The sequence below is a fragment of the Panacagrimonas perspica genome, assembly GCF_004364935.1.
Classification (GTDB): domain Bacteria; phylum Pseudomonadota; class Gammaproteobacteria; order Nevskiales; family Nevskiaceae; genus Panacagrimonas; species Panacagrimonas perspica.
This window is the reverse complement of the sequence record NZ_SOBT01000008.1, coordinates 343,459-367,736: the sequence shown is the minus strand read 5'-3', so window position 1 is coordinate 367,736 and position 24,278 is coordinate 343,459. Positions and strand designations below refer to the sequence as shown.

19 protein-coding genes are annotated in these 24,278 nt (G+C 67.1%); 13 read left to right on the top strand and 6 right to left on the bottom strand.

The genetic code is table 11. From position 1 onward, the window contains the following. Nucleotides 1–29: 29 nt before the first annotated feature. Entirely contained in the window at nt 30–569 is a 540-nt protein-coding gene (locus DFR24_RS01720) for an NUDIX hydrolase (protein WP_133879629.1), read from the top strand. 52 nt (nt 570–621) lie between these two features. Next, nucleotides 622–2,703 (top strand): M13 family metallopeptidase, encoded by a 2,082-nt coding sequence (locus DFR24_RS01715; RefSeq protein WP_246051474.1) that lies wholly within the window; start codon nt 622–624, stop codon nt 2,701–2,703. An 89-nt stretch (nt 2,704–2,792) separates the two neighbouring features. On the opposite strand, the gene DFR24_RS01710 is transcribed toward DFR24_RS01715, so the two are convergent. Continuing rightward, nucleotides 2,793–3,143, bottom strand: a complete 351-nt coding sequence (locus DFR24_RS01710; protein ID WP_246051473.1) for an MGMT family protein — start codon at nt 3,141–3,143, stop codon at nt 2,793–2,795. 373 nt (nt 3,144–3,516) lie between these two features. Here DFR24_RS01710 and DFR24_RS01705 point away from each other — a divergent pair, with 373 nt between their 5' ends. From DFR24_RS01705 to DFR24_RS01655, 11 genes are all read left to right on the top strand, one after another. Beyond that, complete coding sequence (locus DFR24_RS01705) at nt 3,517–5,913, top strand: catecholate siderophore receptor Fiu (RefSeq protein WP_133879627.1); 2,397 nt, start codon at nt 3,517–3,519, stop codon at nt 5,911–5,913. Nucleotides 5,914–5,945: 32 nt separating this feature from the next. Further along, nucleotides 5,946–6,626 (top strand): Fe2+-dependent dioxygenase, encoded by a 681-nt coding sequence (locus DFR24_RS01700; RefSeq protein WP_133879626.1) that lies wholly within the window; start codon nt 5,946–5,948, stop codon nt 6,624–6,626. A 131-nt stretch (nt 6,627–6,757) separates the two neighbouring features. Further along, a complete protein-coding gene (locus DFR24_RS01695) occupies nt 6,758–7,354 on the top strand; it encodes an energy transducer TonB (RefSeq protein ID WP_133879625.1) in 597 nt (198 codons plus the stop codon). A gap of 10 nt (nt 7,355–7,364) precedes the next feature. Continuing rightward, entirely contained in the window at nt 7,365–8,099 is a 735-nt protein-coding gene (locus tag DFR24_RS01690; protein ID WP_133879624.1) for a MotA/TolQ/ExbB proton channel family protein, read from the top strand. 3 nt (nt 8,100–8,102) lie between these two features. Continuing rightward, nucleotides 8,103–8,528, top strand: coding sequence for an ExbD/TolR family protein (locus tag DFR24_RS01685; RefSeq protein WP_133879623.1), 426 nt, complete (start codon nt 8,103–8,105; stop codon nt 8,526–8,528). Between the two features lie 16 nt (nt 8,529–8,544). Then, entirely contained in the window at nt 8,545–9,198 is a 654-nt protein-coding gene (locus DFR24_RS01680) for a PepSY-associated TM helix domain-containing protein (protein WP_133879622.1), read from the top strand. Nucleotides 9,199–9,222: 24 nt separating this feature from the next. Continuing rightward, the gene (locus DFR24_RS01675; RefSeq protein WP_133879621.1) at nt 9,223–9,813 is read left to right on the top strand and encodes a DUF2271 domain-containing protein; all 591 of its coding nucleotides are present in this window, start codon (nt 9,223–9,225) and stop codon (nt 9,811–9,813) included. Between the two features lie 11 nt (nt 9,814–9,824). After that, entirely contained in the window at nt 9,825–10,649 is an 825-nt protein-coding gene (locus tag DFR24_RS01670) for a DUF4198 domain-containing protein (protein WP_133879620.1), read from the top strand. Between the two features lie 32 nt (nt 10,650–10,681). Continuing rightward, on the top strand, nt 10,682–11,671 hold the full coding sequence (locus DFR24_RS01665; RefSeq protein ID WP_133879619.1) for an FAD:protein FMN transferase: 990 nt from the start codon (nt 10,682–10,684) through the stop codon (nt 11,669–11,671). Then, entirely contained in the window at nt 11,668–13,152 is a 1,485-nt protein-coding gene (locus DFR24_RS01660) for a sulfite reductase subunit alpha (protein ID WP_133879618.1), read from the top strand. The genes DFR24_RS01665 and DFR24_RS01660 overlap by 4 nt, the downstream gene beginning before the upstream one ends. Before the next feature lie 221 nt (nt 13,153–13,373). Beyond that, the gene (locus DFR24_RS01655) at nt 13,374–15,608 is read left to right on the top strand and encodes a DUF5916 domain-containing protein (RefSeq protein WP_136249398.1); all 2,235 of its coding nucleotides are present in this window, start codon (nt 13,374–13,376) and stop codon (nt 15,606–15,608) included. A 189-nt stretch (nt 15,609–15,797) separates the two neighbouring features. Here the strand turns inward: DFR24_RS01655 and DFR24_RS01650 are convergent, their stop codons facing one another. The 5 genes from DFR24_RS01650 to DFR24_RS01630 form a co-directional block, all read right to left on the bottom strand. Beyond that, nucleotides 15,798–16,277: a hypothetical protein gene (locus tag DFR24_RS01650; protein WP_133879616.1), complete on the bottom strand. Its 480-nt coding sequence runs from the start codon at nt 16,275–16,277 to the stop codon at nt 15,798–15,800. 259 nt (nt 16,278–16,536) lie between these two features. Next, nucleotides 16,537–19,293: a protein kinase domain-containing protein gene (locus DFR24_RS01645; protein ID WP_162850974.1), complete on the bottom strand. Its 2,757-nt coding sequence runs from the start codon at nt 19,291–19,293 to the stop codon at nt 16,537–16,539. A gap of 159 nt (nt 19,294–19,452) precedes the next feature. After that, nucleotides 19,453–21,678 carry a TonB-dependent receptor gene (locus tag DFR24_RS01640; RefSeq protein WP_162850973.1) on the bottom strand — a complete coding sequence of 742 codons (2,226 nt, stop codon included), beginning with the start codon at nt 21,676–21,678 and terminating at the stop codon, nt 19,453–19,455. Nucleotides 21,679–22,289: 611 nt separating this feature from the next. Next, nucleotides 22,290–22,736 carry a hypothetical protein gene (locus DFR24_RS01635; protein WP_133879613.1) on the bottom strand — a complete coding sequence of 149 codons (447 nt, stop codon included), beginning with the start codon at nt 22,734–22,736 and terminating at the stop codon, nt 22,290–22,292. A gap of 144 nt (nt 22,737–22,880) precedes the next feature. Further along, the gene (locus DFR24_RS01630) at nt 22,881–24,032 is read right to left on the bottom strand and encodes a S1C family serine protease (protein ID WP_133879612.1); all 1,152 of its coding nucleotides are present in this window, start codon (nt 24,030–24,032) and stop codon (nt 22,881–22,883) included. Nucleotides 24,033–24,278: the final 246 nt, after the last annotated feature.

The window sequence follows — 24,278 nt, the reverse complement described above, 5'->3', positions numbered from 1 at the left end:
TCGAACCCCGACCCGCCCGAAGATTGCGCATGACCACGCCCACCGACGCTGTGCACACCCTGCACGATGGCAAGTTCCTCAAGCTGCAGCGCGACGGTCGCTGGGAGTACGTCAGCCGCCAGCGCGCCAGCGGCGCCGGCTTCATCGTCGCCGTCACCGACGCGCGCGAACTGGTCCTCGTGGAGCAGTACCGCGTACCGCTGCACCAGCGCGTGATCGAGCTGCCCGCAGGCATCATCGGCGACGGCGAAACCACCGAGGGCGAATCGGCGGAAACCTCGGCGCTGCGCGAACTCGAGGAGGAGACGGGCTTCGTCGGCACGTCGACGCGCGCGCTGTGCCATGGCCCGGTCGCGGCCGGCATGACCGACGAGATCGGCTACTTCGTGCAGGTCTTCGGGCTGCGTCGCGCCAGCGAGGGCGGCGGCGTCGAAGGCGAGAACATCACGGTCCATGTGGTGCCACTGGCCGAGGTCGAAACCTGGCTGGAGCAGCAGGCGGCACGCGGCGTGCTGATCGATCCGCGCGTCTTCATCGCCCTCTACTTCGCAGGACGCAACGCGTCTTGAACTTTTGCCTCGTCGAACCAGTCGGGACAACGATGATCCCGCGGAGATTGCCTTGAAGTCCCCATTCGTCCTGATGTTCGCCCCTCTCTGCCTGCTCGCCGCCTGCGCCAGCAGCCCGGAGGCCGACACGATTCCAGCGCCGCCCGCGGTGCCCGAGGAGCCGGCACGCAACGTCGAGCTGATGGCTTCGGGTATCGAGACGGCCAACTTCGATGCGCAGGCCAAGCCGCAGGACGACCTGTACCGCGCCACCAACGGCACCTGGCTCGCCAATACGAAGATTCCCGCGGACAAGTCGAACTACGGCTCGTTCACGGCGCTCTCGGACGGCGCCGAGGCACAGTTGCGCGTGATCATCGAAGAGCTGTCGACCAGCAAGCAGAAGGCCGCCGGCAGCGTCGAGCAGAAAGTCGGCGACACCTATGCGAGCTTCATGGACGAGGCGCGCATCGATGAACTGGGTCTCGCACCGGTGCAGGAAGAGCTGGCCATCATAGATGCGCTGCAGAAGCGCGCCGACCTGCCGCTGCTGATGGCGCGGCTGGCACGCGCCGGCATCGACGTCCCTCTTGCGGCGTACGTGCACCAGGACGCCAAGGACGCCACGCGCTATGCCGGCGACTTCACGCAGGGCGGCCTTTCGCTGCCCAATCGCGACTTCTACCTGATCGACGACGAGAAATTCCGCAAGCTGCGCGAAGCGTTCCGGCTGCACGTCGAGCGCATGTCGCAGCTCACCGGCTCGAAGGACCCCAAGCAGATCGCCGCCGTCGTGCTGGCACTGGAGACCCGGCTTGCGAAGGCGCAGTGGGACAAGGTCGAACTGCGCGATCCGGTCAAGCGCTACAACCCCTATGCGCCGGCCGCGCTGCCCAAGCTGGCGCCGCAGATCGACTGGCCGCGTTATCTCGATGCTGTGGGCTTCGCCAAGCTCGACCAGGTGCTGATCAGCCAGCCGAGCTACGTCACCGAGCTGGGCAAGCTGCTCAAGTCGGAGCCGCTGGCCAATTGGAAGACGTATCTGAAATGGCAGGTGCTCGCCTCGCGCGCACCGCTGCTGCCGCGCGCCTATGTCGACGAGAACTTCGCGTTCTACGGACGCACGCTCAACGGCATCGAGGAGAACCAGCCGCGCTGGAAACGCGGCGTCCGCGTCATCGAGGGCGCGCTCGGCGAGGCGGTGGGACAGGTCTATGTCGCACGCCACTTCCCGGCCGAGAACAAGCAGCGCATGGAAGCGCTGGTCAAGAACCTGCTGCACGCCTACGGCCAGTCGATCGACGAACTGGAATGGATGAGCGCCGAGACCAAGAAGGCGGCGCGCGAGAAGCTCGCCAAGTTCAACACCAAGATCGGGTACCCCAACCGCTGGCGCGACTACACGAATCTGCAGGTCGTTCCCGGCGAAGCGCTGGCCAACCAGCGCCGCGCGGCGGAGTTCGAATACGACCGCGAGATGGCCAAGCTCGGCCAGCCGATCGATCGCGAGGAATGGGGCATGACACCGCAGACGGTGAATGCCTACTACAACGGCGAGATGAACGAGATCGTGTTCCCCGCCGCGATCCTGCAGCCGCCGTTCTTCGACGTGAAGGCCGAAGACGCGGTGAACTACGGCGCCATCGGCGCGGTGATCGGACACGAGATCAGCCACGGCTTCGACGACAAGGGTTCGCAGTACGACGGCGACGGCAACCTGCGCATGTGGTGGACCGCCGAGGATCGCAAGCGCTTCGATGCGCTGGGCGCGCGCCTGGCCGCGCAGTACGACGCCTACGAACCGGTGAAGGGCTATCACGTGAACGGCAAGTTCACGCTGGGCGAGAACATCGCCGACCTCGGAGGCCTGAGCATCGCGTATCGCGCGTACCGTCTCTCGCTCGAAGGCAAGCCGGGTCCGGTGATCGACGATCTTTCCGCTGATCAGCGTTTCTTCCTCGGATGGGCGCAGGCCTGGCGCCGGCTCTATCGCGAGGAGAACCTGCTCAACCGCCTCAAGACGGATCCCCACGCACCCAGCGAATACCGCTGCAACGGCGTGGTGGTGAACGTGCCGGCGTTCCAGGACGCGTTCTCGGTGCAGCCGGGACAAGGCCTGTATTCCACGCCGGAGTCGCGCATCAAGATCTGGTGAGGCAACGCGCCGCTCGTAGCCCGGACGAAGTCCGGGGTATCGCTATCCAGGTGACGTAACCCCGGACTTCGTCCGGGCTACGGTCGGGATCAATCCAGCACCGGCGCGCTGCCGCGCTTCCAGCCGTAGCGCGTGAAGCTGACGCGATCACCTTCGAACAGCACACCCTCGGCGATCAGCCGCGACTTCTGTTCGACATAGGCTTCGCTCGACCGCGGCAGCGCGATGCGGCCCTGCGCGTTGATCACGCGATGCCAGGGCAGCTTTGGCCCGGCACCGCCGGCATCGGCCAGCGCACGACCGACCATGCGCGCGCGGCCCGGCAGACCGGCCGCGTAGGCAATCTGGGCGTAGCTCGCGACCTTGCCGCGCGGGATGCGTCTGATCACCGCGAAGATCAGCGGATAGGCATCTGCGGCAGTGATGGGCTTGCTGGGCACGCGCGTCATCCTGAAGAGGACGACGCAATTTACAACAGGCCCCCGACGGAAATTCACGCTTCCGAGAACGACTGCGGCGGGCAGCGCAGGCGACAAGTTCGTGCGGAGGAACGGGCCGCGCCGGCCGATGCGGCGAACACCGCCCCGATCGGCCGCCCCTCCTGTTGCAGTCCGAGGGGGCACCGGTGCCACGAATTCTCCAGGCACTCGTTGCAAACGCGAATATTTCTCATCTAAACTCGGCCTCGTTTCCAGGCAGCTCCCGCGTTGACGCGGTGTGTGCGACCCAAGAACAAACCCGGACCTCCCGCCCAAGGCGCGGGCGGACGGCACCGCAAATAGCGCATCCAGTTCTACAGGGAGCTTCATCGACATGACCGCAACGTTCCGCCGCACGCCACTGGCTGTGGCCCTGATCTCCACGTTCTCGCTTCCGCTAGTCGCGTACGCGCAGGACACCGCCCCTGCCGCCGGGACCGCGCCAGCGACCCAGCTCCCCGAAGTCAAGGTCGTCGACGAGCGCGACTCCGAAAACACCTACAAGCCGGAACAGGTCGAGTCGCCCAAGTTCATGCAGCCGCTGGTCAATACGCCGCAGACCGTCACGGTCATCCGCAAGGAAGTGATCGCCGACCAGGGCGCACTGAGCCTGACCGACGCTCTGCGCAACACGCCGGGCATCACGTTTCAGGCAGGCGAAAATGGCAACACCGCCAGCGGTGACACCATCTTCATGCGCGGCTTCGACGCGCAGGGCAGCATCTTTCTCGACAATATCCGCGACCTGACGCCCGCGGTCCGCGACGTGTTCAACCTCGAGCAGGTCGAGATCTTCAAGGGACCCGCGGGTGCCGACAATGGCCGCGGCAACGCCTCGGGCTACATCAACCTCGTCAGCAAGACGCCGCTGGCGGAGGATTCGCGCAGCATGAGCGTGGGTTACGGCACAGAGGACCGTCGGCGCATCTCGGGCGACATCAACGAGCGCGTGGGTGAGTCGCTGGGCCTGCGCCTGAACCTCGTCGCGCAGGACGGCGGTGTGGCCGGTCGTCCGCAGATCGATCGTGAAATGTGGGGCGTGGCGCCCTCCGTCACGCTCGGTCTGGGCACCGCGACGCGCCTGAGCCTGTTCTCTCAGCACATTCGCCAGGACAACACGCCCGACGGCGGCGTGTCGGCCATTGGCGTCTCGGGCTGGCGCAACACGATTCTCGAGGGCGCCAACTCGACCGGCGAAGTGGTGAATCCCAGGGAAGTGGACAGCAAGAACTTCTACGGCCTGAAGTCCGACTTCGAGGACATCCGCGCGAACATGTTCACGGTTCGCGTCGAACACGACCTCACCCCTGCCGTGGTGATTCGCAACACCTCGCGCTACAGCAAGACCGATCAGAAGCGCGTGCTCAGTGCGCCGCTGCAGGCGCCCATCGTTTCCGATGCAAATCCCACCGCTGGCCAGCCACCGGTGCTTCGCGACGATCCGGATACCTGGACCGTGAATCGTTCACGCCAGGCCAGCTACCGCGAGAACGAGCTGCTCACCAACCAGACCAACCTGCAGTTCCGCGCGATCCAGACCGGCCCGGTGACTCACGACGTCAGCACCGGGTTCGAGCTCATCCACGAATCGCAATACACCCCGACGCTCGCCGTCGTCGCCGGCCAGACCCAGGTCGCGGCAAACCTCTACAACCCGAACCCGAACGACCCCGGCGTGCAACTCGCGCGAAATGGTGTCTACACGGACGGCAGCACCAACACCGGCGCGTTGTATCTGTTCGACACGATCAAGCTCGGCGAGGCCTGGCAGTTCACGGCCGGTGGACGCTGGGAACGCTACGAGACGGATACCGACAGCACCGCGCTGTCGACGGTCGCGAACTTCCCGACGCTGCCTGCGGGGACGCTGGTGCCGACACACGCCGAAGACGCGGACAATCTCTTCAGCTGGAAAACCGGCGTCCTGTTCAAGCCCGCGACCAACGGCAGCGTCTATGTCGCCTACGCGAACTCGCTGCGTCCGCCGGGTGGCGACAATTTCACGCTGCAGGCCGCGACCACCAACGCCGCCGGCACACCGAACGCGAACATCAACGCGGTGGGCCTGGACCCGCAGAAAGCGAAGAACCTCGAACTCGGCACCAAATGGGACTTCCTGGGCGGGCGCGTTGCCGCCACGCTTGCGCTGTTCTCCAGCGAGAACAAGAACGACCTCGCGCGCCAATCCGACGACAGCGTCGTGCAGTACGGCAAGAAGACCGCCGAGGGCGTCGAGGTGGGCGTGGTCGGCCAGGTCACGTCCGCGTGGCAGCTGAGCTTCGGCTACACCTACCAGGACACCGAGGTGAAGGACGGCGCCCGCTTCGTGCAGGCCAACGGTGACGTGCTGTCACCGCAGGACGGCGTGGCGATCAACTTTTCGCCGAAGAATTTCGTGAACCTGTGGACCACCTACAAGTTGCCGATTCCGCTCACCGTCGGCGGCGGCATCCGCTACGTCGACTCGCAGGGCCGCACCACGGCGCTGCGAACGGCGACCGCTGGCGGCGACGGAACGATCACGGCGGCCAACGCGGGCATCCTCAAGGTCGAGGACTACACCGTCATCGACCTGATGGCCACGTACGACATCACTCCGATGTACAGCGTGCAGTTCAACGCCTACAACGTCGCCGACGAGGACTACGTGGCCTCCGTGAACAACTCCGGTCAGCGTTACTTTCCGGACATTCCTGCCTCGTACATGCTCTCGCTCAACGTGAAGTTCTGAGCGCCGCTCCCGCCCATTTCGTCCCGACCCACATGCTGCAGCAGATCCCCGACCTCCTCGACGCAAACCTCGTAGCGCAGTTTCGAATGCGCCTCGAGGCCGCGTCGTGGGAGGACGGGAAGGTGACGGCCGGGCATCAGGCCGCGCGCGTCAAACAGAACCTGCAGCTCACGGAAGAACATCCTCTGGCCAAGGAGCTCGGCAACCTGGTGTTGCAGAAGCTCGCCGGCAGCACGCTGTTCACATCCGCCGCGCTGCCGCTGAAGGTGTTTCCGCCGCTGTTCAACCGGTACGAGGGCGGCGGACATTTCGGGGCACACATCGACACCGCGGTGCGCTACGTCAACCAGGCGCCTTTCCGCGTGCGCACGGATCTGTCCGCGACGTTGTTCCTCAGCCAGCCCGACGAGTACGAGGGCGGCGAACTCGTCATCGAGGATACGTTTGGTCTGCACAAGGTGAAGCTGCCCGCAGGACACCTGCTCCTGTATCCCGCCAGCAGCCGGCACGAGGTCAGCCCGGTGACACGCGGCACGCGCTTTGCCGCCTTCTTCTGGGTGCAGAGCATGATCCGTGACGACGGGCAGCGAACGCTGCTGTTCGAGATGGACAAGGCGATCCAGCAGCTCAACGCCGACGTTCCGGGGCACGCCTCGATGGTCGCGTTGACCGGCACGTATCACAATCTGCTGCGTCGATGGGCCGAGTTGTGAGCGTCGTCCGGCACCAACAGGACGCGCAGATTCCGGACACTGCGCTGCCGGCGTCCGCAAATCCACTCGCCTCCGTTTCGCACGACAGGCACCGTGGACCGGGCTGGGAAGAAGGGAGTCGCTGGCCGGCGATGGCGTTGATCGTGGCGCTGCACGTCGGCGTGCTGTTCGGCCTGATGCAGATCGAATCGGTGCGAGAGGCCGTCGTGGAAGTCGCGCCGATCATGGTCGGCCTGATCACCTTGCCGCCGCCCGAGACGCCCAAGCCCAAGATCGAACCGCCGCCGCCGAAGCCCGAGCCGGTCAAACCCAAGCCCAAGCCGCAGATGATCGTCGCGGAGACGGCCACGCCATCCGAGATGGGCGCGCCGATGCCCGAGCCGGTCATTCCCGAACCACCGCCGCCGCCCCCTCCGGCACCGCCCGCTCCGCCGGCGCCGATCACTCCGCCGAATTTCGTCGCGGCGTATCTCGACAATCCGCCGCCGGTCTATCCCTCGGCCTCCAAGCGCCTGGGCGAGACCGGGACCGTGCTGCTGCGCGTGCTGGTCGACGAACACGGCCAGTCCAAGTCCATCGAGGTGCAGAGCAGCAGCGGCTACAGCCGCCTGGACCGCGCCGCGCTCGACGCCGTGCGCAAGTGGAAATTCGTACCCGCCAAGCAGGGCGATCGCGCCATCTCGGCCGCCGTGCTCGTGCCCCTCACCTTCGAGCTGAAAACCTCCTGAGTTCCTGCACATGACCGACGCAACGTCTTCGATGGGCTTCGCCCACTTCCTCACCCACGCGGATGGGGTGGCGAAGTTCATCCTGATCACGATGCTGATCGCGTCGATCGCCAGCTGGTACCTGATCCTGACCAAGGCGGTGGGCATCCGCATCATGCGCCGGCGCTCGATGAAGTTTCTCGATTTCTTCTGGAACGCGCCGTCGCTCGACGAAGTCGCGCAGCACGTCGAGGCCAACCATCCGCGCGAGCCTTTCGCCCACCTGGCTTATCACGGGCTGGTGGCGAGCCGTCACCACGCGCGCCACGGCGCGAACAAGCTGGACGAGGCCGGCTCGGTGCCGGACTTCATCACGCGCATCCTCAAGCGCACGATCGACGAAGACACCGCGAAGATGGAATCCGGCCTGACGATCCTGGCGTCGATCGGTGCGACCGCGCCTTTCGTGGGATTGCTCGGCACGGTGTGGGGCATCTACCACGCGCTCGTCGCCATCGGCATGAGCGGCGCCGGCACGCTCGACAAGGTCGCCGGCCCGGTCGGCGAGGCGCTGATCATGACGGCCATCGGTCTTGCCGTGGCCATCCCTGCGGTGCTCGGCTACAACTTCATCGTGCGCGCCAACCGCCTGACACTGTCGCGTCTGGATTCCTTCGCGCACGACCTGTTCACGTTCCTGACCACCGGCGCCAAGATCGACGGCCAGATCACGGCCGCGAACGTCGCGCCGCTCAAGCGAGCCTGAGCCATGGCTTTCGGCAGTTTCAATTCCACGCCCAACTCCGCTCCGATGGCGGAGATCAACGTGATCCCGCTCGTCGACATCATGCTCGTGCTGCTGGTGATCTTCATCATCACGGCGCCGCTGCTCACGCACGCCGTGAAGATCGACCTGCCCAAGGCCGAGAGCAGTCCCAACGTGCTCAAGGTGGACAACGTGCAGCTCGCCATCGACGGTCAGGGCACGGTGTTCTGGAATGGAGAGGTCGTCGACGACGTCCTCCTCGGCCAGCGCATGCACGCGGCCGGCGAGCTGCCGACACATCCGGAGATCCATATCCACGCCGACCGCAACGCGCGCTACGAGACCATCGCCCAGGTGATGAGCGAGGCCGCGAAGAATGGCCTGAGCAAGATCGGTTTCGTGACCGATCCTTCTCACTCCACGCCCTGAGCGCTCCCCGGCGAGCATGAGTCCTGCTCCCTCGCCCGCCGCAGCCACGGCCGCGCCGAAATCGGCGGCGCGGGCGTACTGGCTCAAGACGCTGCACCAGTGGCACTGGATCAGCGCCGCGACGAGTCTGGTCGGCCTGATCCTGTTCTCGATCACCGGCATCACGCTCAACCACGCATCGCAGATCAAGTCCAGCCCGGAGGTCGTGAATCTCACTGCGACCGTGCCCGCTCCGTTGCTCGAGAAGATCGTCGAGCAGAAGCTCAATGGCGAAGCCGAGCTTCCGCCTGCGCTCGCCGCATGGCTCGAGACGACATGGTCGCTGCCAGCCGGCACGCGCAAGGCCGAGTGGAACGAGGACGAGATCTACCTGTCGCTGCCGCGTCCCGGCGGCGACGGCTGGGTCAACATCGATCTCGCAAGTGGCGAGGCCGAATACGAGACCACCGATCGCGGCTGGATCTCCTACTTCAACGACCTCCACAAGGGCCGCAACGCGGGCGCGATGTGGGGCTGGTTCATCGACATCTTCGCGGTGGCCTGCCTGGTCTTCGCGATCACCGGTTTGTGCCTGCTGCAGATCCACGCGGCGCGCCGCCCGGCAACGTGGCCGCTGGTCGTGCTCGGCGTGGTGCTGCCGCTGATCCTCATCCTTCTGTTTGTCCACTAGCGAGACTCGACGAGACCTCTCCCGATGCGACCCTCCCCGTTGCTCAAACGCACCCCCCTGTCCCTCGCCCTCTGCACGCTGTTCGCAGGCACGGCACAGGCCGCCGACTTCAAGATCGGCATCGAACTGCCCCGTCTGGACGTGGCCGAATATCACCGCCCGTACGTGGCGGCGTGGATCGAACGCGAAGACCGCACGGTCGCCGCCAACCTCGCGGTCTGGTATCAGCTCAAGCGTGCCAACGCGCCTGCGGCCGCGCAGATGCCCGCAGCAGGCGGAGCTGCGCCGGCTGGCGCAGCCGAAGGCGGAACCAAGTGGCTGCCCGACATGCGCCAATGGTGGCGCCGCACCGGCCGCGAAATGACGATGCCGGCGGACGGCATCAGCAGCGCGACGCGTGCCGCCGGCGTGCACGAGCTGAACTTCAGTTCCGGCAAGGCGCCGTTCCCGGATCTCGCTCCGGGCCAGTACAAGCTGATGGTCGAAGCCGCGCGCGAAGAAGGCGGCCGCGAACTGCTCGAGATTCCGTTCACGTGGCCTGCTGCAAAGGCCGCACAGCTGAAGGCACAGGGCTCGCGCGAACTCGGTGCGCTGAGCCTCGACATCAAGCCCTGAGGAGACCCGACATGAAGATCACGATGAAGAAGCTCGCACTCGCGCTCGCCGTTGCCGCCCTGCCCTTCGCCGCGTCCGCGCACAAGGGCTGGCTCGAACCGTCCAAGACCGTGCTCAGCGTGGGCCAGTGGATCACCGTGGATGCGGCCACCTCGACGGACCCGTTCCTGAAGGACCACAACGCGATGCGTCTGGACAATCTCGTCATCACGGCGCCGGACGGCAGCAAGGTGCAGCCCGAGAACGCGAGCACCGGCAAGCTGCGCAGCAGCTTCGACGTGCAGCTCAACCAGGCCGGCACGTACAAGGTCGCCATCGTCAATTCGGGAGTTTCGGCGCGCTGGGAAGAAAAGGGTCAGCGCAAGTCCTATCCGCCGCGCGGCCAGGCCTTCACGGCCGAAGGCTTCGCCAAGGAAGTGCCGGCCAACGCCGAGAAGCTCGCCGTCACCGAGTCGCTGACGCAGCTGGTGACATTCGCGACCGCCGGCAAGCCGAACGACACCGCGCTCAAGCCCACCGGCGTCGGGCTGGAACTGGTGCCGCTGCAGAGCATCACCGACCTCTATGTCGGCGAGGAAGCGAAGTTCCAGTTCCTGCTCGACGGCAAGCCGGCCGCCGATGTGGAAGTGGAGATCATCGCGGACGGCGTGCGCTATCGCAGCTCGGTGGACGCGCTCGAACTCAAGACCGACAAGGACGGCAAGTTCGCCATCGACTGGAAGACGCCCGGCCTGTACTGGATGTCGGCATCGGTCAGCGACGAGAAGGCCACCACCGCACCGGCCAAGCAGCGTCGCACGGCCTACACCGCCGTCGTCGAAGTGCTCTCGCCCTGAGCGCGAATCCACCTCGTCGTCACGCGTAGCGCATGAACCGCGTCCTGATTCCGCAGCAGATCACGCCGTCGGCCGCCAGTGCACGCGGCGACGCGTGCGAGCTGCGTGGCCGCACGATGGGCACGGACTGGCGCGTCCGGCTCTGCAGCGACCTTCCGCCGCAGAGCTGGCTGCGCCAGGACCTCCAGCAGACGCTGGACCGTCTCGACGCGCAGATGAGTCACTGGGCGCCGGATTCCGATCTGGGCATCTTCAACCGTCGCCCGGCGGGAACCTGGCAGCCGATCCCCGCCGCGTTCTTCGACGTGCTGCGCAGCGCGCTGGATGCGGCGCGCAGGTCGAATGGCGCTTGTGATCCCACGGTCGGCGCGCTGGTGAACCTGTGGGGCTTCGGCCCGGCTGGCAAGCGCAACGCGCCTCCCTGCGACGCGGACATCGAACGGGCACGCGCACGTTGCGGATGGCAGCGACTCGAGATCGACGAGGCGAACCACCGCGTGCTGCAACCGGGCGGCATCGAACTCGACCTGTCGTGCATCGCCAAGGGTTACGCGGTGGACGTCGTCGCCGAGCGCCTGCTGGCTCTCGGCCTCGAGCATTTCCTTGTCGAGATCGGCGGCGAGCTGCGCGGCGGCGGCTGGAACACCGACGGCTCGCCGTGGTGGGGCGAGCTGGAGAATCCGGACGGATCCGGCGAGCGCACGCTGGTGGCGCTGCACGGACTGTCGGTGGCCACCTCCGGTGACTATCGCCAGTTCTTCGAGCATCAGGGCGCGCGCTATGCGCACACGCTGGACCCGCGCACCGGACGCCCCGTCGCGCATGCACCGGCGTCGGTGAGCGTGATGCATCCGAGCTGCGCGCAGGCCGATGTCCTGGCCACGGTGCTGTCGGTGCTCGGCGTGGAAGCCGGCATCGCGTACGCCGACGCACTCGAGCTGGCCGCACTCTTCGTCTCGCGCGATCCTGCAGGACGAATGACGGAGCGCGTGAGCCGCGCCGCGAGCGCGATGCTCGAATGATCAGCACGCGATGGCGGACGGCGTTGCCGCTCGCCGGCCAGGCCCTCGTCATGCTGTTGCTGGGCGCGTTGGCGATGCTGCTGTTCCACTGGAACGGCCTCGAAGTTCCGCGCGTCGATGTCGCCGCCGGGCGCATCACGATGTCGGTGGGCGCAGCGGCCGCCTATCTCGCGTTCTGTCTCTACTTCGTCGCCCGCACCTGGCGACGCGCGTCGTCCGCTACCCGAAACACCACGGTGGCGGGCGCGGTGCTCGCCGATGACGTGCTGGTCATCCACGCCAGCCAGACCGGGACTGCGGAAGCGCTCGCCGCGAAGACCGCGGATGCCCTCGCCGCCGGCGGCGTCGCCCGCGTGCGTCGCCTGGGCCTGGCGTCGGTGGACGCCGCGCTGCTGGCAAGCGCCTCGCGCGTGCTGTTCGTCGTCAGCACGACCGGCGAAGGCGACGCCCCCGACGATGCGTATGCCTTCGTGCGCGACACCATGCAGCAGGCCGTCCCGATGCCGCGCCTGCAATTCGGCCTGCTCGCGCTCGGCGACAGCGCCTATGAGAGTTTCTGCGGCTTCGGTCGCGCGCTCGATCATTGGCTGCGGGCACAGGGCGCGACGCCGCTGTTCGACACCGTCGAGGTCGACGATGGCGACGAAGGTGCGCTGCGCCATTGGCAGCACCAGCTGACCTTGCTCGGCGGAAGCAGCGATGCGGCCGACTGGAGCCCACCCGCCTACGAAGCCTGGCGCCTCGTGCAGCGTCGCGTACTCAACGCCGGCAGCCCGGGTGCGCCCGCCGTGCATGTCCGCATCGAGCCGCAGGCGCCTGGCGCGGCGTGGGCAGCCGGCGACATCGTCGAAGTGCTGCCCGGTCCCATCGGCAGCGATCGGCCTCATCGCGAATATTCGATCGCCTCGATTCCGGCGGACGGCGCGATCGAACTGCTGGTGCGACAAGTTCAGCATCCCGACGGCACGCCGGGTCTGGGCTCGGGCTGGCTCACCGCGCAGTGCGCCGTCGGCGACACGCTGGGGCTGCGCGTCCGGCGCAACACCTCGTTCCATGCGCCCGACGACGATCGCCCGATGATCCTCGTGGGCAACGGCACCGGCATCGCCGGACTGCGCGCACATCTCAGGCAGCGCGTGGCGCAGGGCCGGCATCGCAACTGGCTGCTGTTCGGCGAGCGCACGCGGGCGCACGACCTGCATTTCGGCAAAGAGCTGGAGACCTGGCTTGCGCGGGGCGAGTTGTCGCGCCTGGACCTGGCGTTCTCGCGTGACGCGCCCACGGGCCGCTACGTGCAGCATCTGGTCGCGGACACGGCGGCGACGATGCGCGAGTGGATCGCGCAGGGCGCGGCGATCTACGTCTGCGGCAGCCTGCAAGGCATGGCGCCGGGCGTCGACGCTGCGCTGGTGGAGGCGCTGGGTGCGCAAGCCGTGGAGCAGCTGCGAATCGAAGGGCGCTACCGCCGCGACGTCTACTGACCGTAGCCCGGACGAAGTCCGGGGTTGCGCTCCGTATTCGAGGGGAACCCCGGACTTCGTCCGGGCTACGGGGACCCGCTCAGCCTGCGTCATCGCAGGGTTTCCGTCCCGGTTTGAATTTCGTTTGATTGAGGTGTGCAACCCGACAAGACCGCAGGCGCGCCAACCCTCAGAGTTCGCATCACCGAACCTTCGTCGTCCTTCATCCCCCGCCGCGGTCCATGCCCTCTTCCCGCGCCCTCCTCTGCAGGGCCGCGCTTCTGCTCCTCGCACTCGCTCCCGTCGCGCGGGCGGCGGTGGATGGCAGCCTGGATGAACCCGAGTGGGCAGGCGCGCAGATCCTGTCGGACTTCCTGACCACCGAGCCCAACACCCAGGCGACACCCGAGTACCTCACCGAGGCGCGCATCTGGACCGATGCCGAGGGCATCCACATCGGCTTCATCAACGAGCATCCCGCCCTGGTGCCTCGACAGAAACCGCAGACGCTGCGCGATCAGCAGGCCGATGCCGACAGCGTGACGGTGCTGCTCGACTTCGAGGGCAACGGCAAGGTCGCCTACGAGTTCACGGTGTCGCTGGGCAACTCGATCGAGGACGCCATCGTCAGCGACCCGGGGCGGTTCAACCAGGATTGGGACGGCGCCTGGCTGCACGCTGTCGCGGAAGAGCCGCATCGCTGGACGGCGGAGCTGCTGATTCCCTGGTCGGTCGCGCCGATGGCGCCGGCCGCCGAAGGCCAGCGCAAGCTCGGCATCTTCGTGTCGCGCCAGATGCGCCACGCTGGCCGGCGCTGGAGTTACCCGGCGTACGACCTCGAACGGCCGACACTGGTGGCGGACCTCGCGCCGCTGACCTTGCAGGATTTCGCCGCCAGCGCGTTCGATCTCTACCCCTACGTCGCGGCCAGCCGCGATCTGGTCGACGACAGCAACGATGCGCGCATCGGCATGGACCTGTTCTGGAAGCCCGACGGCCTGCACCAGGTCAGCGCCACGCTCAATCCCGACTTCGGCCAGGTCGAGAGCGACGACCTCGTCGTGAACCTCACTGCGATCGAAACCTTCTTCTCCGAGAAGCGTCCGTTCTTCACCGAGAACCAGGCGCTGTTCGACATTCGCGCGCCCACCAAGGACCTGCTGGTCAACACGCGCCGCATCGGCGGCGCACCCGACGCTGGCGATGCAGGCGCCTCGGACATCCTCGGCGCGCTGAAGTACACCGGCACGACCGGCGCATGGGACTACGGGCTGTTCGGCGCCACCGAGGACGACACCGGCGATGTGCAGGGCCGCGACTACGCCGTCGGCCGCCTGCGCCGGCGCTTCGAGGGCGGATCGTTCGGCTGGCTCGGCGACTTCGTGAACCGCCCGACGCTGGATCGCGAATCGCAGGTGCAGTCGGTGGACGCCGACTGGTCACCGCGCGCAGGACTTTCGTGGCGCGGGCAGTTCATCTTCAGCCAGGCGCGCGAGAGCGGTGAGACGGTGGCGGACACGGGCGGCTGGCTGCGTTTCGATTACGCACCCGGCGGCGCGTGGAGCCACGCGATCTCGTTCACCCACTACGGTGACCAGTTCGACACGAACGATCTGGGCTACCTGGCGCGCAACGATCTCAACCGGCTGGACATCGACTCGAGCCATTCGAAGTACGACTTCGCCCCTGGCAGCCGTCTCGACGTGCGCACGCTGGGCGTCCTGCTGAAGCCGGCCCGCAACGATCACGGCAAGGCGCTGGCTTCGAATCTCGAGACCTACATCTACTGGCGCCTGCGCGACACCAGCGAATTCGAACTGGCCTACACGCCCACCAGCCGCGGCGTCGACGATCGCATCACGCGTGGCAACAACCCGGTCCAGCTCGGGTGGCACCACGGCGTGCGCGTCACGCACATCTCCCGCCTGATGGGACGCCTGCGCGTCACCACCATCGGACGGTATCGGCAGGAGGGCGTGCGTGGCGACAACCGCTCGCTGTACGTCGCGCCGACCTGGTATTTCACCGATCGCGTGAACGCCGAGTTCGAGGTGCTGATCCTGGCCAACGATGCGTGGCTGCTGTGGGACGGTGGCAACACCGTCAGCGACTACGCCACGCAGTGGCGCGAGGGCAGCATGAGCCTGGGCGCGTTCATCGGCTCGCGTCACGAGCTGCGCGTGAAGTTCCAGTGGGCGGGGATCCGCGCGGACTCGACGCGCAGCTACGAGGCGCAGCCCGGCGGAAAGCTGGTGCGCGACCAGGACCTGACGGACGATTTCACGCTGTCCACGCTCGGTATCCAGGTGCGCTATCGCTACTCGCTGGGACCGCTGTCGGACCTGTACGCGGTCTATGGCCGCGGCGGCGACATCTTCCGCGAGGACGACAGCGGCAGTTTCGGCGGGCTCCTCGACGACAGCCTGCGCGAGCGCAGTGCGGAGCAGTTGCTGGTGAAGCTGAGGCTGCACTTCTGATGGAGCCCGTAGCCCGGACGAAGTCCGGGATGGCCACCAGCAGACCGGCGCGATCCCGGACTTCGTCCGGGCTACGGGTGAAGGAATAGACGAAGCGGTTCTCTCTTCGTCCACCAAACAAAAAAGCGCCCGGGCTTCCGCACGGGCGCTTCGGATCCGCAACTTGCGCCGGACCCTCCGGCGATCGGATCAGGGCATCGTGATGGCAATGATCATCGTGCCGAGTTTGGCGGCAGCGCGACCGGATGCGCTGGGACCGTTCGGGCTCGAGCACGAGCTGTCCGAGTTGCACACCTTGATCGACAGCGGCTGGACGTCCGACCGCACCTCCTCCGAAAGACCGTCGAGGCTCGGCCCGTTCGGGCTCTGGCAGCTGGCGTCCGCGTTGCAGGTCTTGATCGACAGCGGCTGAGCGTCCGACCGCTGCTCCTGTACCCAACCGTCGAGGCTCGGACCATTCGGGCTCTGGCAACTGCCATCCGTATTGCAGACCTTGATCGACAGAGGCTGCACGTCCGAACGCACCTTCTCCGACAGCCCATCGAGGCTCGGGCCATTCAGGCTCTGGCAGCTCGCATCCGAGTTGCAGGTCTTTATCGCGAAAGCGGGGGCGGCAAAGGCGCAGATGGCCAGGGCCGTCATCAGGGTGAGGGTCTTGAAGGTATTCATCGGGAAGCTCCTTTGGGAAAGATCAGCGGGGGTTCTTCAGAGGTCGTCGCGGCGGGGCATCCGCCGTCGATGAGCCACTTTCCCTCGCCGCTGCCCGGCGGTCTTCCCGGTTTCAAAACCGTTTCACAACAATTTAAGCACTCGTGTTTTTGTTTTATTTATCAATTCGATAAAGCGTATTTCCGGCCATCCCGTAGCCCGGGTGAAACCCGGGGCTTCTTCCCGGACGTCGGGCGAACAGCCCCGGGTTTCACCCGGGCTACGGACGCGACGCGCGGGCCTCGAGCACGCGGGGGTCGTCGGCTTCGAGACTGGCTTCGAGAATCTTCCGCGCCTCGGCGCGCAGCGGCTCGGCCTCCGCCATCTGGCCATGAGCAGCCAGGAAGGCGCCGAGCCGGTGAGCACACCAGCCGAGCAGCCATTCACCGTTTGTCATCAAGCGGCGGGCGTCCGCCAGGTTCTGCCGATGCAGGGCGAGCGCCGCCGCGTCCTGACCCAATGCCTGGCGGCTGTCGGCCAGGCCCTCGCGCAGCCTCAGCGTCCAGTAGCCGCCACCTGCTTCGACCGGGCCAACGGCCGACAGACCCACCTCGAATGCCGCGGCGGCCTCCGCCGGACGCCGCTGGGCATTGAGCGCATCGCCCGCGGCCAGGCTGACGGTGGCCATGTCGCGCGCACCCGTGCCTGCATCGGCCCGCATCACGTCGTAGAGCGCGATCAGGTCGGCCGTGCCGCGCTCCCGTTCGCCCATCTGAACGCGCGTCGTCGCGATCCAGCGCCGGTTCACCCGCGTCAGGCGGTGGTTCGGCCCGTACACCCGCAACCCAAGCTCGTCCACACGCAGGAACCCTTCGAGTGCCTCGGCGTACCGACCGGCGCCGGCGAGCGCTTCGGGAAGCACGCCCTCGGCCTGGATCAGCCAGGCGTTGTCGGCGCCCATCCAGTGGCGCATCCCTTCGAGGGAGTCACGCAGGATCGGGATCGCCTCGGCGGAACGGCCTGGTCGCATCAGCACCACGGCGGCGACCACGCCGATCCGCGCGGTACCCAGGCTTTCTGCGCCCAGCACCTGTCGCACGCGTGCGTACTGGTCGCGTGCCACGTTCTCGCATCGAGCGACGAACTCGCTGATGGCTGCGCCCGCGCACATTCCCAGCGCGACGTAGGCCTCGTTCTCGGTGGCGATCGCCGGGTTGGGACGTCCGGCAGCCGCTTCTGCGGCAACGATCTTCGACGAGGTGAGGGTCGACAGGCCGAACTCGCCGAGGTTGAGATACATGTCGCGCAACGCGGTGCGCGCGGTCTGCACCGGCAGCGAGGCATCGCCATCCAGTGACGACAGGCTGGCGATGGACGCCTGCAGCAAGGCTTCGGCCGGTGCGCGCTCGCCCATTGCCGCGTAGGCGGATCCGATGACGCGCTGCAGGCTGGCCCGCGTGCGCGGTTGTCCGTCGAAGCGGGCGTCGAGCTGTCGGACCGCACCGTCGAGCAGCTCGCGCACGGTGACGTCGCGCCGCCCGGCCACGACCGGGTTGGCGCCCGTCAGCAAATCCTCGGAAAGAAACTGGGTGACGGCGTTGGCGCGGGCGGCCTCGTCCCGTGCCTCGTTCTTGGCCTTCAGCGCCTGCCATAGCAGCACCGATGTCGCGCCCAGGCCCAGGATCAGCGTCACCGCCAGTGCCCGCAGCAATCCGCGTCGCGCCAGGCTGCGCTGCAGCGCCTCGCGGGTCGATTCGGCCTCGGCCTTCAGACGCAGCTCGCGTGCGCGATCGACGTGCCGCTGCGGCAGGCTGCGCAAGCGGACCGCGAGTTGCGCGGCATCGTCCAGGCGTTGCGCCGGATCACCGGCGGCGGCCAGCGCGATGTCTTCGCGCAACAGCTCGTCCGGCACGTTGCTCTCCCAGCCGGGCGCGAGCGGACGACGCAGGTTGCCCACGACGAGCTGGTAGAGCATCACGCCCAGCGCATAGATGTCCGACTGCGGACTCGGCGGCTCGCCGGCGATCAGTTCGGGCGCCAGGTACAGCGGTGTACCAGTCGCGGAATCGCCGATGGTCTGCGTGAAGCCCATGCGCGTGACCTCGGGCGTCGTGCGATGGCTGCGCTGGAGCAGGCGCGCGCTACCGAAATCCGCGAGGCGAACATGCAGGCGGCCTTCGTCGTCGAACGCGATCAGCACGTTGCCGGGCTTGACGTCCTTGTGCAGTGCTCCGATCGCGTGCGTCGCCGCCAGCGCGTCGGCGGTCTGCGCCACCAGCTCGATGCGCTGCGCCAGCTCGATCTTCTCCAGGCCGCCACTGCTGGCGGCCCAGTCGGTCAGCGAGCCGCCGGGACACCATTCCACGGCGATGAACCAGGGCGCCTTGTCGAGGTTCCAGTCGAGCAACTGCACCAGGTCGCGGCGGGTGCCGAGGTTTTCGCGCAACAGCCTGAACAGCGTGACCTCGCGCTTGAGCCCGATCAGCGAGGTCTCATCGCGCGCGAACTTGAACACGCGCTTCTCGCGCGTGCTCAGGTGCGTGGCGAGCCAGACCTCGCCCTGCCCGCCGGCGCCGATCTTCGAATCGAAGCGCCAGTCCGGACGCAGCGGCACCGCCTCGCCTGCCAGGAAGCTGAAGACCGGCGCGGCCACCGGCGTCGGCAGTGGCGTTTCGCGCACGACGGTGCCCATCAGGCGGTAGCCGTGACCGTGCGTGGACTTGATGATCTGCTGCTGCTCGTCGCCGATGGCCAGCCGCAGGCGGCTGATGGCGTTGGTCAGCGATGCTTCCGAGACGATGCGCCGCGGCCACACGGCGGCGAACAGCTCTTCCTTGGTCACCACCTCGCCGGGACGGCGCAGCAGCAGCATCAGGAGTTCCAGCGGCTTGGGCGACAGTGGGCGCAGGTCGCCGCGCAGCTTCAGTTCCAGCGTGCGCTCGTCGAACGTGATGTCACCGAAGCGCCAGCAGGCCCCGTCTTCGGATGCCGCGACCGTGTCCCCTGATTTTTTTCCCGCAAGCGTCGTATCTCCCATCTTCGGGATCATTCGTGCGACGGGCACGAACGTCAACGTGGCTGCGGACGACGGTCGGGCTGACGCCCCTCCTGCAGGTTCGAACAGGCAGGAGGGATGTCAGCCCCGACAGAAGCTACGCAAAGGTTCCTCGCCCAGGCTGCGAGCGCCGATCTCCCCTCACCAGGCGTAGCGCACCTGCAGGCCGTAGGTGCGCGGCGTGCCGTGTAGGCCCGACAAGGTGCCGAAGGTCCCGAGTGAGCGAGTCTGTTCGTATTTCTCGTCCAGCAGGTTTTCGGCCCACAGGCCGATCTGCCAGCGGTCCGAACGCTCGATCAGCCCGACCTGCGCATTGAGCAGCGTGTGCGCATCGATCTCGAATGCCGACTCGTTCGAGGCTTCGGCGAAAGACCGGGTGCGCCCGGACAGGACGGCATCCACGAACATGCGGTTCCCGCTGGCCCAGGCCACGCCACGCTCGTAACGCGCGCTCGCCGAACCATTGAAGCGCGGGGCGTACTCGGTGCGATTGCCGCTGAAATCCACGCCGATCCCGGCGGCGTCCTTGAAGGATTCGTACTCGGCGTGGAGCCAGGCGAGCGTCAGTCCGAGCGTCAGCCCGCGCAGCGGCCGGGCATCCAGGCTCAGCTCGGGACCCCAGGTCTGCACGCGACCCGCATTGGTCAGGCCCGGGTAGCGAATGTTGCCTTCCTGGACCGTCTGCAGAACCTGGTAGTCGCGGTAGTCGGCGTAGAACAACACCAGATCCGCCCGCAGGCGCCGCTCGAAGAATGCCGACTTCCAGCCCAGTTCGTAGTTCAGAACCGTCTCTTCGTCGAAGCGTTCCGGACCCGGCCGCGGCGCGACCAGCACCTCGACGTTGTAACCACCGGCCTTGCTGCCGCGCGCGATCCGCGCGTACAGCATGTCGTCGTCGCCCGCGAAGAACTGCAGACCCACAGCGGGATCCACCGAGGTTTCGTCGAAGTCGTCGTGGAACCCCGACAGCGTCGCAGCACGAATGGCGACGAAGGACTCTCCGGTCTGGTCGAACTTCGCTTTCTTGCGCGCCTGCGTCACGCGCAGCCCGGCGTTGAGCGTCAGGCGTTCGGTGAGCGCGTAGTCGAGTGATCCAAAGCCGGCAATCGAGCGGGATTCGACGTCGGGCCGCGTCGTGATGGCGTCGCCAGGCACGATGGACGAGAACGGCGGCGGACCGCCGACGATGTCCGGACCGGCGGTCGCCAGACGCAGGGAATCACCTTGCGCGTCCAGGAAATACAGACCGGCAAGGTACTGGAGACGTCCGGGCGCGGACGTGAAGCGCAGTTCCTGGCTCAGGTAGTTGTAGTCGTCGCGGTAGTCGTAGCTGGTGAAGTCGGACGACGATCGATCCAGATCCGCGAGCTGGTCGCGCTCGGCACGGCGCCAGGCGCTGATCGAGGTGAAACGTCCGCCACCGGCGTCGAGCTGCACGGTTCCCGAAACTCCGGCATTGCTATTGACGTCGTGTTCGGGCGTGTCGTTGCTGAGCACGAACTGGCGCGGCGCTTCCGGCGGCGCGTTGCCGAAGGTGCTCGTCAGCGGCTCCCCGGCGACGTTGCGCGTGGCTTCGCGCGACTGGTCCGCGGCAAGATCCAGCGTCAGTCCCGGCCTGGGTATCCAGCGCAGGCGCAGGCGCCCGCCGGCCTGATCGACATCATCGGATTGACCGCCGATGGTCTCGTTGCGCGTGAACCCGTCGCGCCAGAGTCCCGAGCCGCTCACGCGCAACATCAAGGTGTCGCCGGCCAGCGGAAGATTCACGCTCGCCGCGACTTCGCGGCCATCCTTGTTGCCGAAGCCCGTCACGAACTCGGCGTGGCGCACGGCGTCCGGCGCCCGCGTGACGAGGTTGAGCGTGCCGGACGTGGAGTTCTGCCCGAACAGCGTGCCCTGCGGTCCGCGCAGAACCTCCACGCGATCGAGATCCAGCAGCAGGCTGTCCGAGGCCGGCGGCGCGCCGACATAGACGCCATCGACGTGTACGCTCGCGCGCGTATCGAAGCCCACGTGAAGCCCGCCGCCGCCGACACCCCGCAGGTAGATCGTGCGGGTGGTGGTGACGATCTGCAGGTTGGGCACTTGCGTGGCGAGATCCGCGATCGTGTCGAGGCGGCGCTGCGCCAGAACGTCTCCGGGAATCGTCGTCATCGCCAGCGGGACGCGCGTCTGGTCTTCCTCGCGCTTGCGCGCGGTGACGACGATCGTGTCGAGTTGCATCGCATCTGCCTCGGGCGCCCCGGGCGCCGCGGCGTCCTCAGCCGCAGGCTCCACGGCCTGCGCGTGTGCGAACGGCACCACGGCCAGCATCCCTGCGGCGAGACCTGCTCGCACGCCCCACATCGATCCCCGTTTCACGCTCATCGTCTCCCCTGTGCGCATGCCCTGCCGGCGTTCCCCATCGCGATTCGCCGGCTTCCCCATCATCGTATCGGTGACCTTCCCTTCCTCGTGAGCGGGGCTAACGATCGCCCCTGCGCCTGCTTCACGTCGGCCTGGATCCCCGGAACAACAGCGCGCCGTGTCGTCGCGCCGAGGCCTCGGTGCAGACGCCCGCCTGCGCGAGTCGCCGTCGCTGCAGCGCCATCGACCCCCATCGTCACGATCGCACCCTGCAACTGCGCGCCGCGAAAGAGCTTTCCGTCCGGCACGCGATAAACCCGTTCCGTGCGCTCCACCTTCAGGTCCAGTGACGGGGCTGCCGCCTGGGCGGCCGCGTTCAGCAATCCCGCCATCAACCAAGCTGTCGGTAGAACACGCATACGTTTCGGCGAGTGCTGCGAGATGAGGAAGGACCCAGAGCGGGAGCCTCTCGTAGCGGACGAGTCCGCTCCGGGCCGGAACGGCGGATCTGCTCCGCGGCGGACCGCGTCGAGGCAGACAGTGTGTGGAGGCGGCCGAAGAACATCCTCACGGCCTTGAAACCACTTTCAAATGTCTTTCACACCTGCGACGCAGCCGCGCGGGTCCGGCGATCAGCGAACCCGGGACGTGGCGCCAACCGGCAACGTGACCGCCACCGGGCGGCCCGCTTCGATGCCCGTCGATCCGGCCGCGTTGTCGATCAGGCCGCTGGAACGAACACCCTTCAGATAAAGCCCGTTCTGCTTCATTCCGTTCAGAACGAAACCGTTCAACTGGATGCCGTTGATCGAGATGCCGTTCGGCTGGGTGCCGTTGATCGAGATCCCGGCGTGGGCGGGAGCAAATGCGGACGCGGCAAGGACGATCGAGGCGGCGAGGGTCTTGAGCTTGTTCATGGCGAGTCTCCGGGAAGAAAGCGTGAGGGTCGGGTTGAGCGGGTCGGCGGGTTCTGGCCTGCCGATGGAGCGCACTCTGCCCGCCGCGCCGCCGAGGGTCTTACCGGTTTCCCAATAACTCCCACACAGTTTCCACACATCGATATTTTTCTTTCGGAACACCGAGATGGCTGATCCCCTCAGCGCTCGATCAACGCCGCGTGAAGGGGTTGCAACGCGAAGGGCTTCGTAGCCCGGACGAAGTCCGGGATGGCTCTACGGAATCGGGGGGGATCCCGGACTTCGTCCGGGCTAAGCGGGGGCCCGCTACTCCGGCTCGCCGAGCGTGACCTCGATGGTCCGCTCCTTGTCGCCGCGCCTGACCTTCACCCCGACCTTGTCACCGGGCTGGTGGCGCTCCATCTGGTCGAGCATGTCGTCGAAGTTGCCGATCTCGACATCGCCGATGGCGATGATCATGTCGCCGATGACGATGCCGCCGGTGCGCTCGCGCTTGAACGGCGTCAGGCCCGCCTTGTCGGCGGGACCACCGGTCTCGACGCCGACGACGGCAAGGCCCTTGCCCAGTCCGAGCGACTCGTTGAAATCCGGCGGCGCCGCCGAGACGCCCATCGTCGGGCGCGTGACGCGGCCGTCCTTGATCAGGCGCGGCACGATGCGGTTGACCTCGTCCACCGGGATGGCGAAGCCGATGCCGGCGCTGCCGCCGCTGGGGCTGTAGATGGCGGTGTTGACGCCGATCAGGCGCCCGGCCGAATCCAGCAGCGGCCCGCCCGAGTTGCCCGGATTGATCGCGGCATCGGTCTGGATGACGCCGCGGATCGCCCGGCGCGTGACCGACTCGATCTCGCGATCGAGCGCGCTGACGATGCCGGTGGTCAGTGTCTGGTCCAGGCCGAACGGGTTCCCGATGGCGTAGACGGCCTGGCCGACGACGAGGTTCTCGCTGGCGCCGACGATGATCGGCGGCAGCCGGTCCTTCGGTGCTTCGATCTGCAGCACCGCCAGGTCACGGTCCGGGAAGGCGCCGACGAGCTTGGCCGTGTAGCTGCTCTGGTCGGCCAAGGTCACGCGCGCGCCGTCGCTGTTCTGGATGACGTGGAAGTTGGTGACGACATGGCCGTCGGCGTCCCAGATGAAACCGCTGCCGGTCCCGCGCGGCACCTCGGTGATGCGCCGCGAGAACAGGCTCGCCATGTGCTCGACCGTGGTGATGTTGACCACCGACGGCGACACCGCCCGGAACACCTCGATGTTGTTGCGCTCGAAGTCGCTCAGGTCCGCGCGCGCCGTGACGGCACGGGCCTGGACGGCCGCCGGCGTCGGGGCCGGCGAGAGGGCCGCCGGCGGGTTTCGCGCGATCAGCCAGTAGAACCCCGCGCCGAACAGGAACCCGAGCAGCAGGAACGGCACGACCCGGCCACGCTGGTGCGAAGGTCGTCGAGACGATGGGCGCATTGAGGAATCAGGAGTTCGTGGCGAATCGGAAACCATCGGCGCCATTCTGACAGCGGCCCCGCAAGCCGGGCTAACCCTCGTGGTTCCAGCCGCGGCGCCGTGTCAGGCAAGCCCTCATTCGTCGCCTGTTCCGCCCGGGCCGGCCTCGAATGGCATCCAACGTGCTTCACAAATGTGCGTCACAAAGTTGGGAGGGAGGCAGGTGCGTCCAATTGGCCTGCCGCGAGAATGTTCAACCGGGAATCC

Bases quoted from the DNA above. Each gene is read 5' to 3' on its own strand.
- DFR24_RS01640 (WP_162850973.1), bottom strand. From the start codon at position 21,678: ATGAGCGTGAAACGGGGATCGATGTGGGGCGTGCGAGCAGGTCTCGCC.
- DFR24_RS01645 (WP_162850974.1), bottom strand. From the start codon at position 19,293: ATGGGAGATACGACGCTTGCGGGAAAAAAATCAGGGGACACGGTCGCG.
- DFR24_RS01690 (WP_133879624.1), top strand. From the start codon at position 7,365: ATGACCGACGCAACGTCTTCGATGGGCTTCGCCCACTTCCTCACCCAC.
- DFR24_RS01665 (WP_133879619.1), top strand. From the start codon at position 10,682: ATGAACCGCGTCCTGATTCCGCAGCAGATCACGCCGTCGGCCGCCAGT.
- DFR24_RS01655 (WP_136249398.1), top strand. From the start codon at position 13,374: ATGCCCTCTTCCCGCGCCCTCCTCTGCAGGGCCGCGCTTCTGCTCCTC.
- DFR24_RS01700 (WP_133879626.1), top strand. From the start codon at position 5,946: ATGCTGCAGCAGATCCCCGACCTCCTCGACGCAAACCTCGTAGCGCAG.
- DFR24_RS01695 (WP_133879625.1), top strand. From the start codon at position 6,758: ATGGCGTTGATCGTGGCGCTGCACGTCGGCGTGCTGTTCGGCCTGATG.
- DFR24_RS01705 (WP_133879627.1), top strand. From the start codon at position 3,517: ATGACCGCAACGTTCCGCCGCACGCCACTGGCTGTGGCCCTGATCTCC.
- DFR24_RS01630 (WP_133879612.1), bottom strand. From the start codon at position 24,032: ATGCGCCCATCGTCTCGACGACCTTCGCACCAGCGTGGCCGGGTCGTG.
- DFR24_RS01660 (WP_133879618.1), top strand. From the start codon at position 11,668: ATGATCAGCACGCGATGGCGGACGGCGTTGCCGCTCGCCGGCCAGGCC.
- DFR24_RS01675 (WP_133879621.1), top strand. From the start codon at position 9,223: ATGCGACCCTCCCCGTTGCTCAAACGCACCCCCCTGTCCCTCGCCCTC.
- DFR24_RS01650 (WP_133879616.1), bottom strand. From the start codon at position 16,277: ATGAATACCTTCAAGACCCTCACCCTGATGACGGCCCTGGCCATCTGC.
- DFR24_RS01720 (WP_133879629.1), top strand. From the start codon at position 30: ATGACCACGCCCACCGACGCTGTGCACACCCTGCACGATGGCAAGTTC.
- DFR24_RS01680 (WP_133879622.1), top strand. From the start codon at position 8,545: ATGAGTCCTGCTCCCTCGCCCGCCGCAGCCACGGCCGCGCCGAAATCG.
- DFR24_RS01670 (WP_133879620.1), top strand. From the start codon at position 9,825: ATGAAGATCACGATGAAGAAGCTCGCACTCGCGCTCGCCGTTGCCGCC.
- DFR24_RS01685 (WP_133879623.1), top strand. From the start codon at position 8,103: ATGGCTTTCGGCAGTTTCAATTCCACGCCCAACTCCGCTCCGATGGCG.